General features: G+C 63.1%; 11 protein-coding genes. 8 read left to right on the plus strand and 3 right to left on the minus strand.

What is annotated here, in order from left to right:
- The first annotated feature begins 73 nt into the window (after positions 1–73).
- The 8 genes from WD012_RS07075 (at position 74) to pyrE (ending at position 10,103) form a co-directional block, all read left to right on the plus strand.
- Positions 74–3,229, plus strand: coding sequence for a bifunctional [glutamine synthetase] adenylyltransferase/[glutamine synthetase]-adenylyl-L-tyrosine phosphorylase (locus tag WD012_RS07075; RefSeq protein WP_339563060.1), 3,156 nt, complete (start codon positions 74–76; stop codon positions 3,227–3,229).
- 265 nt (positions 3,230–3,494) lie between these two features.
- Positions 3,495–4,466: an aspartate carbamoyltransferase gene (gene pyrB / locus WD012_RS07080; RefSeq protein ID WP_339563236.1), complete on the plus strand. Its 972-nt coding sequence runs from the start codon at positions 3,495–3,497 to the stop codon at positions 4,464–4,466.
- Positions 4,466–4,885 (plus strand): aspartate carbamoyltransferase regulatory subunit, encoded by a 420-nt coding sequence (locus WD012_RS07085; RefSeq protein ID WP_029576694.1) that lies wholly within the window; start codon positions 4,466–4,468, stop codon positions 4,883–4,885. Before pyrB ends, WD012_RS07085 begins: the two co-directional genes overlap by 1 nt.
- Before the next feature lie 39 nt (positions 4,886–4,924).
- Entirely contained in the window at positions 4,925–6,355 is a 1,431-nt protein-coding gene (locus tag WD012_RS07090) for a dihydroorotase (RefSeq protein ID WP_339563061.1), read from the plus strand.
- 46 nt (positions 6,356–6,401) lie between these two features.
- Positions 6,402–7,367 carry an orotidine-5'-phosphate decarboxylase gene (pyrF, locus tag WD012_RS07095; RefSeq protein WP_339563062.1) on the plus strand — a complete coding sequence of 322 codons (966 nt, stop codon included), beginning with the start codon at positions 6,402–6,404 and terminating at the stop codon, positions 7,365–7,367.
- 125 nt (positions 7,368–7,492) lie between these two features.
- Entirely contained in the window at positions 7,493–8,317 is an 825-nt protein-coding gene (locus WD012_RS07100; protein ID WP_339563063.1) for a dihydroorotate dehydrogenase electron transfer subunit, read from the plus strand.
- A 28-nt stretch (positions 8,318–8,345) separates the two neighbouring features.
- Complete coding sequence (locus tag WD012_RS07105; RefSeq protein ID WP_339563064.1) at positions 8,346–9,287, plus strand: dihydroorotate dehydrogenase; 942 nt, start codon at positions 8,346–8,348, stop codon at positions 9,285–9,287.
- Between the two features lie 111 nt (positions 9,288–9,398).
- A complete protein-coding gene (gene pyrE / locus WD012_RS07110) occupies positions 9,399–10,103 on the plus strand; it encodes an orotate phosphoribosyltransferase (RefSeq protein WP_339563065.1) in 705 nt (234 codons plus the stop codon).
- A 140-nt stretch (positions 10,104–10,243) separates the two neighbouring features.
- Here the strand turns inward: pyrE and WD012_RS07115 are convergent, their stop codons facing one another.
- From WD012_RS07115 to WD012_RS07125, 3 genes are all read right to left on the minus strand, one after another.
- Positions 10,244–11,167: a LysR family transcriptional regulator gene (locus WD012_RS07115; protein WP_339563066.1), complete on the minus strand. Its 924-nt coding sequence runs from the start codon at positions 11,165–11,167 to the stop codon at positions 10,244–10,246.
- Positions 11,168–11,237: 70 nt separating this feature from the next.
- The gene (locus WD012_RS07120) at positions 11,238–11,939 is read right to left on the minus strand and encodes an HAD family hydrolase (protein WP_339563067.1); all 702 of its coding nucleotides are present in this window, start codon (positions 11,937–11,939) and stop codon (positions 11,238–11,240) included.
- 180 nt (positions 11,940–12,119) lie between these two features.
- Complete coding sequence (locus WD012_RS07125) at positions 12,120–12,845, minus strand: DUF4232 domain-containing protein (RefSeq protein WP_339563068.1); 726 nt, start codon at positions 12,843–12,845, stop codon at positions 12,120–12,122.
- Between the last annotated feature and the right edge of the window lie 27 nt (positions 12,846–12,872).

Consider the following 12,872-nt stretch of genomic DNA (forward strand, 5'->3'; position numbering starts at 1 on the left):
CCCGTAATCAAGTTACTGTCATATCAAGGCCCACATGCCCAGCATCGGCGGCATCCGGCGGTATATTGGAACTATGGATTCATCACCGGCATTTCCCTTCAGCACCCGTGATCTCATCCATATCGGATTCCAACGGTTGGACGAGGCGCGATCGGCTTTTTCGGCACTTAACGAGTACGGCATCGGCGCCGACCATATCCGCCCAATCGCCGATGCGTTGGCGAGCGCCCTCGACCCGGACACCGCAATCGACAATCTCCTCGGCATACTTGAGGGCTTACCGCAGGACGATGACAGCGTGCGTCACATACTCGAAGACGCCACCGCCGCGCGCAGGCTCATCGCCGTGCTCGGGGCGAGCGACAAGCTGGGCAAACTCATGCGCACCCGAACCGACCTTGTCCGCGCCGCGGCCCTAGACCCATGCCATAGTTGCGACTACAACCGTCCGCAACGGTTCGCCAAGCTCCTCGACACAGTACAAGCCAAGACATTGGAACTCGCCGACGCGCAGGAGGATGGTCAGACGCATCTGGCCTACGAATCATCCCTGCCGTTGCCGGAGGCCACCGACCGCCTGCGTGCCGCCTACCGCCGCCAGCTTGCCGCGATCGTCGCCGTTGACGCCACCGCCGAACATCCATGTGACATTCAGCCGCGAATCAGCAAAGCGCTGTCGGATCTCGCGGACGCAGCGCTCGAAGCGGCGCTCGCCATCGCCCGGCATGAGACCCCGGACAGCGCGCGGTGCCGGTTCAGCATCATCGGTATGGGCAAACTCGGCGCCCAGGAATTGAACTACGTTTCCGATGTCGATCTGATTTACGTGGTTGAACCCACCGACGCCGACGCCGGCACGACCACGCTCACCCGCATCGGCACCAGGATGGGCACCATGCTGCAACGCGTTTGCCAATCCGTCATCATGGGTTCCACCGAACCTCCATTATGGCAGATTGACGGCGGGCTTCGGCCTGAAGGCAAGGACGGCCCGCTGGTCCGCCGGCTCGAATCGCATCGCAGCTACTACGAGCAGTGGGCGCAGAACTGGGAATTCCAGGCGTTGCTCAAAGCCCGGCCGGCCGCGGGCGACAGCGAACTGTCGCAAGCCTACCTGGACATGACCCGCCCGTTCGTGTGGTCCGCCTCGAAACGCGACAATTTCGTCCAGGACTGCCAGCAGATGCGCCAACGTGTCGAACGGCTCATCCCGGACAATCTCAAAGACCGTGAGATCAAACTCGGCCGAGGCGGCTTGCGGGACGTCGAGTTCACCGTGCAGATGCTCCAGCTCGTCCACGGGCGTTCCGACACCACGCTACGCAAACGCGGTACGCTGGACGCACTGAAGGCGCTCGCCGACGGCGGATATGTCTCGCGCAAGCAGGCGACCCTGCTGGCGCAGGATTACCGGTTCGAACGCGTGCTCGAACACCGTCAGCAGATGTGGGAACTCAAACGCACGCACCTGTTCCCGGATCTCGGAACCGGCAATATCGGCGGCCTAGAACGCAAACGGGACATCGACATCGATGCGCTTAGCCACAATGAGGAACTCCGCCGGCTTGCGCGTACCTTCGGCCTGCACCCCGAGGAGCTCGTCGAACGTTATGACGAGACGCGGCGCGAAGTCAGGCGTCTGCACCTAGACATCTACTACCGACCGATGCTGCCGATCAGCGCGCGCATGGACGACGACCAGATCACCCTGTCCGACCAGGCGACCCGCGAGCGGTTCGAATCCATCGGTTTCGCCGACCCCGACGCCGCCATGCGCCACGTCAAGGCGTTGACTGACGGCCTGTCGCGTGCCGCGCGCATCAACCGCATCCTCCTGCCTGCCGTCCTCCAGTGGCTTGGGCAAGGACAGAACCCGGATATGGGCCTGCTCAACTGGAGGCGATTAGAAGAGCATTTCGGCGAAGACAGTGACTATCTCGGCTTCCTGCGCGACTCCCAATCCGCAGCGCAACGGCTGTGCCACATCCTGTCCAACTCGCGTTTTCTGGGCGACGCGCTCAACCGTTCGGTCGAATCCGTCACCTGGCTGGGCGATGACGACGAACTCAGGCCGCGCACCCGAGCCAGCCTCGACGTGCAATGCAACGGCATCATCGTCCGCAACCGGTCGAGTCTCAAAGACGCAGCCACGCTGTTGCGCGCCATGAGACGGCACGAGATCGAACGCATCGGACTGGGCTGGATGAGCGGCGTCATCGACGAGGACACCACCCTCACCGGCATGACCGACGTGTATGACGCGATCATCGATGCCGCCTTGCGCTGGGCGTTGGAACACCGTCGCACCATGATGGGCCTGGACGCCTGCCCGGCGGATATCGCCGTCATCGGCATGGGACGCTACGGCGGCAGGGAAATCAACTTCAGCTCCGACGCCGACGCGATCCTGATCTACCGGGCCAACGGCACGGGGAACGCCGGACAGGGAACGCCGGACGAGGCGCTCGCCGCCTCCTACGCGAGACAGGTCACCGACGACGTGCGTTCCCTGCTACAAGGCCCGTCCACGTTGGAGCCGCGCATCGACCTTGACCTCGACTTGCGGCCGGAAGGCAAGAACGGCCCGCTCATCCGCTCGTACGCCTCCTGTGAGGAATACTACGGGTCCTGGGCGAGCACCTGGGAGAGCCAGGCGCTGATCCGTGCGCGGTATGCGGCGGGCGACGGCATGCTCGCCCATGATTTCCTTGACAATATCGCCAATCCGCTGCGCTATCCGACGGCACCGCTCAACGGGCAGCAGATCGGCGAAATCCGCAAGCTCAAGGCCCGTATGGAGGCCGAACGTCTGCCTAGGGGCGTGCGTCGCGACCGGCATCTCAAACTTGGCAAGGGCGGCCTGTCCGACGTGGAATGGACCGTGCAGCTGCTGCAGCTGGAACATGCCGGCACCTGTCCCGGGCTTCGCACCGGTTCCACGATGGAGGCGCTTGACACGCTCGAAACCCAGGGCATCATCGCGCACAAGGACGCTGCCACGCTGCGTCGCACATGGCGGATCTGCACGGCGGCCCGCAACGGCAATTACCTGTGGTCCGGCCGTGCCACGCGTGCGGACATTCTGCCCGACGACCTCGATTCGCTCGGCGGTATGGCCGTGTACCTCGGGTACGGGGCCAATCGCGGGCAGCAATTCGAAAACGACATCCTCGCCCTGATGCGCCAATGCCGTGAAGTAGTCGAACGCCTGTTCTACGGGCAGCAGTGAGTTTGGAGCGGACTCGTTGCGAGCCTGCACGAGAAGTCGGCATCACGCCGGCGGGTGGCACTGTGATGCCCGTCGTGACCACCACAGACGGGTGTACCGCCGGCGAGCACACTGCGAGCGCACCGAAGCCGCCGGCATGTCCCTGAACTGTCCTACAGTTGGCTAGGTCACATAAGGTGGCCACCTCTCAACAGGAAGGTGAGCCTTGTCCGAACACAGCACCCAGTTGCCGGCAACCGGCGTTCCCCAAGAAGCCGAATCGTCCATGGTTGGCAAAAGCGTGGTCACGCTTGACGATTTGACGACATCCCAGATTGTCGATTTGCTTCATAAAGCGCAGTACATCGAAACGCATCGTCATGAGGTGGCGCATACCTGCGACGGCAGGGTGCTGGCCACCCTTTTTTATGAGCCCAGCACGCGCACGCGTCTGAGCTTCGAGACAGCGATGCTCCGGCTCGGCGGCCATGTGATCGGTTTCGCCGGCGCCCAATTATCCTCCGTGACCAAGGGCGAATCCATCGCCGACACCGTCAAAACCGTGTCCAACCTCGTCGACGTCATCGCGATGCGCCACCCCAAGGAAGGTGCCGCGCTCGTGGCGGCCCGTGCGGCCAAGGACTTCGGCATTCCCGTGATCAACGCGGGCGACGGCGGCCACATGCACCCCACCCAGACGCTCGCCGACCTTGCGACCATCACCTCGCGTTACGGCAGGATTACCGGGCTGACCATCGGCCTGTGCGGCGACCTGACCTTCGGGCGTACCGTGCACTCGCTGGTCGAGACCCTGTGCCGTTTCGGCAATGTGAACTTCGTGCTCATCAGCCCTGACGAACTGAAAATGCCGCGGTACGTGATTGACCGCATCAAGCGCGCGCCCTCCTGCACTTACACCGAAGTGCGCGACCTTGCCGGCGTAATCGGCGATCTGGACGTGCTGTACATGACCCGCGTGCAGAAGGAACGCTTCTTCAACGAGGACGATTACCTGCGCCTGCGCGACACCTACATCCTCGATGAGGCGAAGCTTCAGCTCGCCAAGCCGGATATGGCGGTACTCCACCCGTTGCCGCGAGTCAACGAGATTTCCGTGGACGTCGACCACGACCCGCGCGCCGCCTACTTCGAGCAGGTGCACAACGGCATGCTCATGCGCATGGCTTTGGAAAGCTCGGTGGTCGGCGACACGCTGCCCGGGTATGAGGAATGGAAGAACGAGGAGGTCCAAGCCTGATGGAAGTCACCAGCATCCGCAACGGCATCATCATTGACCACGTGCCCGCGGGCACCGCGCTCAAGGTATTGCAGTACCTGAAGATCGACCCGACCAGCACGAAGCTCGCGCTCATCATGAACACCGACAGCCGGCAGTACGGTTCGAAGGACATCATCAAGATCGAGGACGCGGGGGATTTGAACCTTGACGTGCTCGGCTTCATCGCACGCCAGGCGACCATCGACATCGTGCGTGGCGGCAAGATCGTGCGCAAGGAGAAGCCGAACCTGCCTGAGCACATGGTCAACGTCATCAAATGCAAGAACCCGCGGTGCGTGACCACAACGGAACGCGGCATCGACCAGATGTTCCATCTGGTGCATTCCGAACGCCAGGAATACCGCTGCGACTACTGCGATGAGGAAGCCAAGCTGTAAAGCCGTGCGCCGCGCGCGCCGAGGAAAGGAACGATAAGTATGCTCACGCTGCACGACATCCGCGTCTGGGATACGGGGGAGAGGATTGACCTCGTGATCCCCGGCACGGACGCCCAGCGCTACTTCGACGAGCCGGGAGCCGTGTCAGACGGCGAGTTCGACGCCTCAGGGCTGACCGTGGCACCGGGGTTCGCCGACCCGCACGTCCACTTCCGCGATCCGGGGCAGACTTACAAGGAATCCATGCGTTCCGGGTGCGCCGCAGCGGCTTCCGGCGGCTACACGCGGGTGCTCATCATGCCGAACACGCTGCCCGCGATGGACGGCAAACCCGCCCGGCCGGGAACGCCCGGCGCGGATGACGTGCTCGCCGCAGGGGCGCGCGACACCATCGACTACCTGCAGCATTACGACGCGACCCATGACGGCATGCTGCCCGCGCGCTACGACCTGTGCGTATGCGCTTCCGTGGACCGGGCCGGAGAGGAGGCCACCGACCCCGAGGATTGGCGTGCGCACCTGCCCGGCGTCGGCGACGATGCCAAGGACCCGTACCAGCAGGCGCATCCGGTCACCGCGATCAGCGACGACGGCGCGGCCGTGCCCGACAAGATCCTCGACCAGGTGCTCGCCAACGCGAAAGCTAACGGGCTGTATCTCATCGAGCATTGCGAACACCACGACAGCGGCATCATCAACGAGGGACCGGTCAGCCGCAAGCTTGGCGTCCCCGGCATCCCCGAGGACACCGAGCTGCGCATCGTCACCCGCGATATCGAGGCTTCGCGGCGCACCGGCGTGCATGTGCATTTCCAGCATGTGAGCACCGCCGGATCCTTCGAGGCGATTCGCGAGGCCAAGGCGGAAGGCCTGCCCATCACCTGCGAGACCGCGCCGCATTATCTCGCATTGAGCGACGAGGCGATCCTCACCTACGGCGTCATGGCGAAAATGAACCCGCCGCTGCGCTCAGAGGCTGACCGCCGTGCGACCGTCGCCGCGGTCACGGACGGAACGGTTGACCTGATCGCCACCGACCACGCCCCGCACGCGCAGGATGAGAAGGCCGCGGGCCTTGAACAGGCTCCGAACGGCATCATCGGCCTTGAATGCGCGTACGGCGTATGCCATCGGGTGCTGGTGGACGGCGGTTACATCTCAGAGCAGCGGCTCATCGAACTCATGTCCGTGGCTCCGGAGCACCTCATGGGGCATACGCCGACCGACGTGGCCGGACTGCTGAATACCTCCTCACGATGCGCGACCAAACGTACCCTGGACCTTGCCGCCGTGGAACACCCTGAAACCGTGGATTTGGCGATTCTCGACACGTCACGCAGCTGGACCGTGGACAAGGACCGCTTCCACTCCAAGGCGCGCAACACGCCGTTCGACGGCTGGCAGGTTACCGGCCGGCCGCTCGCCACGGTGATCGGCTCGCGGCTGGTATTCTCCCGCATCGGAGCCTGAGCGGACCCGCAGTCACATTCTTCAAGTATCCCTGAAAGAAGGCAAGATGGACAAGCTTATCGAAGCGATCCAAGCGACGCACAACCCGAGCGTGGTCGGGCTCGACCCGACCGACCAGGTCGTGCCCGCGCAGCTCATCGACTCCTTCCATGAGGAGGTCGCCGACCAGGTCGATGACCCTGCCGAAATCCCCGCCATGCAGCGCGCGGTCGCGTATTTCGAGTTCAACCGCGCAATCATCGACGCGATTGCGGGCATCGTGCCCGCCGTCAAACCGCAGATCGCGATGTATGAGGCCTTGGGGCCGGCCGGCATCGACACCTATGAGATGACCTGCGAATACGCGCAATCCCAAGGCTTGTACGTACTCGGGGATATCAAGCGCGGCGATATCGGCTCGACGGCCGCCGCCTACGCGCGGCATCTGGGCGGGCTCAACGCGCAGGATGGCGACGCGCTCGACCTGTGGCATGAGGACGCCGTCACCGTCAACCCGTATCTGGGCACGGACGGCATCACCCCGTTCGTGGACGCGGCCAGGGCAGCCGACAAGGATCTGTTCGTGCTGGTACGCACCTCCAACCCGTCCAGCAAGGAAATCCAAGAGCTAGAGCTCGCCGACGGGACACGCCTGTACGAGCGGGTCGCCGACCTCGTCGAGCAGTGGGGCGCCGAAACGCTCGGCGCATCCGGATACACGCGTGTCGGCGCGGTCGTCGGGGCAACCCACCCCGAGCAAGGCAAACAGTTGCGTGAACGCATGCCGCACACCTTCTTCCTGGTCCCCGGCTACGGGGCGCAAGGCGGCACCGCGCAGGATGTCGCCGGCATGTTCGACGCCAACGGCTCCGGGGCGATCGTCAACTCGTCGCGCGGCATCATCGGCGCATGGCGCAAGAACGGCGGATACGACGAGAGCATGTCCGCCGACGATGCGCTCGCCCTGGTCGCCACCAGCGCCCGGGACGCGGCAATCGCCATGCGGGATGATCTGGAGTCCGCGCTCGCCTGACACACCGCGTAACACGGCGAAATACCGAAGCAATAGAATGCACGCGTCGGCGGACGCCTCGCACGTTCAGCCGCACAGGTTCAGCCACCCACAGCTACCAAGCCCAACAGCCCAAAGGAGAGGCAATGCCCAACGCAACGTTTATCCCAACCTTCGACGTGACCGCCGAAGCATCCCGTGCGGGACGCTTCCCCGGCAGGCGCACCGTACCGGTGGTGGATAACCGCAGATTGTCCGACGGCATCTATCGACTTACCTTCCGCGACAGCTACATCGCGGGACACGCCAAGCCGGCGCAGTTCGTGGACCTGTATTCCGCGGATCCCACGCGCCTGATGCCGCGGCCGTTCGGCGTCAGCGAAGTCGAGGGCGATGACGTGAGCCTGATCTTCGCGGTCGTCGGCAAGGGCACCGATGAGTTCTCCCGACTGGCCCCAGGCGATACGGTCGATGTGATGGGCCCTTTGGGCAAGGGATTCGATATGAAAGCGCCCGCGAACTATGTGCTCGTGGCAGGTGGCCTCGGCGTCCCGCCGCTCCTGTATGCCGCGCAGAAGCTCGCGCTGCGCGACGACGCGACCGCGACCGCCGCGTTCGGATACCGTGACGAACGCTTCGCCGACGATCTGGTGTCCAAATACGCGGAACGCACGGAAAGCATCACCAACGCGCAAGGCAACGTCGTCGATCTGCTTGATTCGATCGAGGATTCGCTGGTCCATGGCGATCTGCCCCCGGTCATCCTGTCCTGCGGCCCGATGCCGATGATGCGCGCCGTCGCCTCCTGGGCGGTCGCGCGTGATATCCCATGCCAGTTGAGCCTCGAGGCGCGTATGGGCTGCGGGTACGGCACCTGCTACGTATGCGTCGTCGACACGGCGGCAGGACGGCAGAAAGTGTGCGTCGCCGGCCCGGTATTCACCCCGGAACAGCTCGGATGGGACAAGTAGAGGTCACGAGAGGATGCAGGAGCAGCAGATGGACAAGCAGATCAACGTATACGAGCCGCATGAATGGAAGCACAGCACCGTCGTCGCCGGCGTCGAGTGGAAGAACCCCGTGGGCACCGCCTCGGGTACGTTCCAGTATGACGCATGCCATTGGTTCTATGATGTCAGCCAGATGGGCGCGGTCACCACCAAGGGCGTTTCCCCGGTCCCATGGGAAGGCAATCCCGGGCCGCGCACGGCCGAAACCCCGGCGGGTACGGTCAATTCGGTAGGCTTGCAGAACCCGGGCGTCGACCATTATCTCGTCGACGAGCTGCCCAAGCTCAAGAAGGAAGGCGCGACGGTTGTCACCAATGTGGCCGGCCATTGCGATGATGACTACGCCGAAGTGGTCGCCAAACTTGCCGATTGTCCTGCGGACATGCTGGAAATCAACGTGAGCTGCCCGAACGTCACCCACGGCGGCATGAGCGTAGGCACCGACCCGGCCGCGCTCAACCGGCTGATCACCCGCTTGCGTCATATCACCTCGAAGCCTTTGATCGTGAAGCTCACCCCGAACGTGACCGATATCGTCCCGATCGCGAAAGCCGCGGTGGACGGCGGCGCAGACGCGTTGAGCATGATCAACACACTGGTCGGCATGCGTATCGATATCCGTACGGGCGAGCCGATTCTCGCGAATCGCACGGGTGGCGTGTCCGGGCCGGCGATTCTTCCGATCGGCCTGAGCTTCGTATGGCGTGTGCGCCAGGCGTTGCCGGATATCCCGATCATCGGCATCGGCGGCATCGATTCCGGCGAGAAGGCCTTGGAATACCTGTATGCGGGGGCGAACGCCGTGGAGGTCGGCGCGGCCGCGCTGTATGAGCCCACGGCCCCGATGCGCGTGGCGCGCGAGCTTGACGACCTGCTTGACTCGCGTCCGGAACTCGCCGCGAAACTCGCGGCGGGGCAGACCTGGCGCTGACGGCAGGCAAACGCCGTCACCCCCTGCGCGGTACGCTTGGGTGCGGTAGACCATGCGCCTGCACCGGCGCGGACGGGCGCATGGCTGGATACAGAAAGGACAGTCTTGCTGATGAATGAGCAGAAAGTATCGCTCGACCGGAGATTCACCTCGTTCCTCCTGCAATCGCAGGCATTGAAGTTCGGGGATTTCACCTTGAAATCCGGTCGCCGCTCGCCGTACTTCATCAACGCCGGCGCCTTCGACACCGGCAGGAAAATCGCCCTGCTCGGCTCGTTCTATGCCGAGAAGATCAGTGCCGCAATAGCCGAGGGAATCCTGCCCGGGAATATTGACACCGTGTTCGGACCGGCATACAAGGGCATCCCGCTGGCGGTTTCCACGGCGATCGCATTGACCGCGCAATACGATATGGGGGTCGGTTACACCTTCGACCGCAAGGAACGCAAGGATCACGGTGACGGCGGCATGTTCGTCGGAACCCAGCTGCGCGACGGCATGAAAGTGCTGCTTGTCGACGACGTGATGACCGCCGGCACCGCCGTGCGCGAAGTCGTCCCCAAGCTGCGCGAGGCGGCCGACGTGCAGATCGTCGGGCTCGTCCTGTCGGTCGATCGCATGGAGAAAACGCGCGACAGCGATATGTCCGCCGTCGCCGCGGTACAGCAGGAGTTCGGATTCCCGGTCATTTCCATCGCGAACGTGCGTGAGATCTTCGACGCGGCATCGCACATGACCGGTGACGACGGTCTGCCGTTGCTTGACGAGGACATCAAGACGCGCGCCAAGGAGTACCTCGACACGTATGGTGCGTGACATCCGCATGATGTGATTCGTGTGTCACTGCTACGACGGCCGGCCGGGAACACCCGCATGGGGTTCCCGGCCGGCCGTTTATCTTGTCATGTATTGTGTGTGGGCACAAGCCGATGATGCCTTGTGCCCACAGTGGCGCTCTAGTCGATGAGCTTGTACCCGTGCGAGGCGATGACCGTACGCAGCTTGTCAAGATATGTCTGTGCGGCGGTCGACAGTTTCGCACGTTCGTTGGTGATCCAGCCGAGCAGCATCGTCTCGTCCGTGTCCAGCGGCACGGTGACGATTTTCTCGTTGTTGAGGTCGCCGTTGTCAATGCCCGTGCACACGGTGTACCCGTTGAGACCGATGATGAAGTTGAGGATCGTCGCACGGTCGGTCACGTTGATTTGCTTGGGGGAGTACTCCGGCCACACGGCTTCCTCGGCGAAGTAGAAGCTGCCTTCGGCGCCCTGCTCGTACTGGATGAACGGGAAGGGCTTGAGATCGTCCATGGTGACTTTCTTCTTGCCGGCCAGCGGGTTGTCGCGCGAGATGAACACGTGCAGGTTCGCGCGGAACAGCGGGTGGAACACGAGATGCTTCTCGCGCAACAGCTTGTTGATCACGTTCTTGTTGAAATCGGACAGGTACAGGATGCCGATCTCGGACTGCATGTTGGCCACCTGGTTGATGATGTCCTTGGTGCGCGTCTCACGGATGGTGAACTCATATTCGTCGGATTTGATCGAGTTGATCATCTCGACGAACGCCTCGACGGCGAACATGTAATGCTGGGTGGAGACGCTGCACAGCTGCTTGCGCGGCTTCGCGTTCTTGTAGCGTTCCTCGAGCAGTGAGGCCTGGTCGAGGACCTGACGGGCGTAGGTGAGGAATTCCGCGCCATCCACGGTCAGCGCGATGCCCTGGGAGGATCGGGTGAAGATCTCGATGCCCAGTTCGTGTTCCAGTTCCTTGACTGACGAGCTCAATGCCGGCTGCGAGACATACAGCTCGTGGGAGGCCTCGTTCATCGAACCGCATTCGACGATTTTGACGATATATTTCAGTTGCAGGAGAGTCATAAGAGGATTTTATATCACGGCAATGTCAAGAATCAGGCGGTTATATCCGCATGGTGGCGGGCGCCCGTCGTCAGATACGTACGCCCAGCGATTGCAGCTCGCGTCTGGTGTGCGTCGCGTCATCGAACAGGAACGCGTGCATGCCGATGGATTTCGCCCCCTCGACATTGCGCGGCGTGTCGTCAAAGAACACGCTGGACGCGGGATCGGCGATGCCGAACCGGCCCAATGCCAGACGGTAGAAGCCGGCGTTGGGCTTGAACTGCTTCTCGACGCCGGACACCACGGTCCCGTCCAGCAGCTCTGCAAGCTGCGGGAACTTGTCGAACGCGAAATGGAAGGTCTCATACGACCAGTTCGTCAGTCCCCACACGCCGTATCCGGCGGCCTTCAAATCCGCGAGCAACCCTTCCATCCCCGGGATGACCCGTGTCAGGGAATCGTCGTAGCGGGCGATGTAGTCGGCGAAGATATCAGCGATAGCATCCCCGTGATCGCGCTTCACGTCCGGAAGAATGTCGGCGAGCGCCTCGCCGTGGTCCATCCGGTCCTCATAATCGAAGAAGCCATACGGGTCGTCCGGCGCGCAAATACGATCCACCAAGGAATCGGGGTAGCGGCCGCGCAACGCGGCCGCACACTGCCAGTCGATGAGCACGCCGCAGAAATCGAACACGATATCGCTGATCACCGTCGGCGTGTGCTCCGTATCGGTGCGTGCAGTGTGCTCCGCGGCCTGTTGTCCCGCTGTCTGCGTTGCCAGTGTCGTCATACTGTCCCTTCCTGACGAGCCCCGGCCATGGTCGCCGACGGCGCGCGTCAAATCAATCGGTCGGCTTCGCCCATGACAAAGCCCGCACCACAGTCTAGCGGCTGTGGCCCCCTTACGCGCGAAGACAGACGTATCGAGGGTATGAACGGATCGGAAACGTATCGGAAACGGGATGCACCGTCACTGCTCGCCCTGTTGGAAAACCTGGACGTACAGGATCTGGGTGTCCGCGTTCGCGCACCCGGTGATGCCGGTGGCGCCGATGCTCATGGCATCCGTCTGATCCGGAGGATAGACGAGCATCGAATCCGCGTCGGTCGGCGTACAATCCGCGGAGTCGAAATTGCCGGCATTGACGATTCTCAGGGCGCTATGCGCGGATTCGCCAGGCTTGAGGGTGATTGTCGACGCGGGAACCGTACGGTCCCGCTGTGCCGCCGCGCCGATCTGGGCGTCGCCGTGACGCAGCGAAACACCGGGATAGCCCCGTAACGTGCAAGTCCGGGAACCGGAATTCGTCAGCACCAGATACGGGTAGGAGCTTCCCGCTCCACCGCCCGCGCCCTGCGTCAGTTCTGCGGTCAGCTCCTTGGTGACGCATGCCCCGGAAGCCGTGGCGGAACCTGATGACGATGACGCGGATGGCGTCGAAGATGACGATGCCGTGGAGGACGGGGATGGCGAGACGGATGCCGACGAGGTCGACGATGCCGATGACGTCGGCGATGCCGATGAACTGGCATCGGCACCTGACGACGACCCGCAGGCGCTCAACGATCCTGTCAGCAGCAGTGCCGTCGTCCAAGCGATTGCGGTGCGTATTGCGACGTGGCCGGACGTTCCGGGCCGTGGCGATGGATTGATGCCGGACGGCGAACCCTTGCCATACTGGGAAACGATCATCATATTCCTTCCTCTGCGAAGCACACTGAC

It is taken from the genome of Bifidobacterium thermophilum (genome assembly GCF_037482445.1).
In the GTDB taxonomy this organism is placed as follows: Bacteria; Actinomycetota; Actinomycetes; order Actinomycetales; family Bifidobacteriaceae; genus Bifidobacterium; species Bifidobacterium thermophilum_B.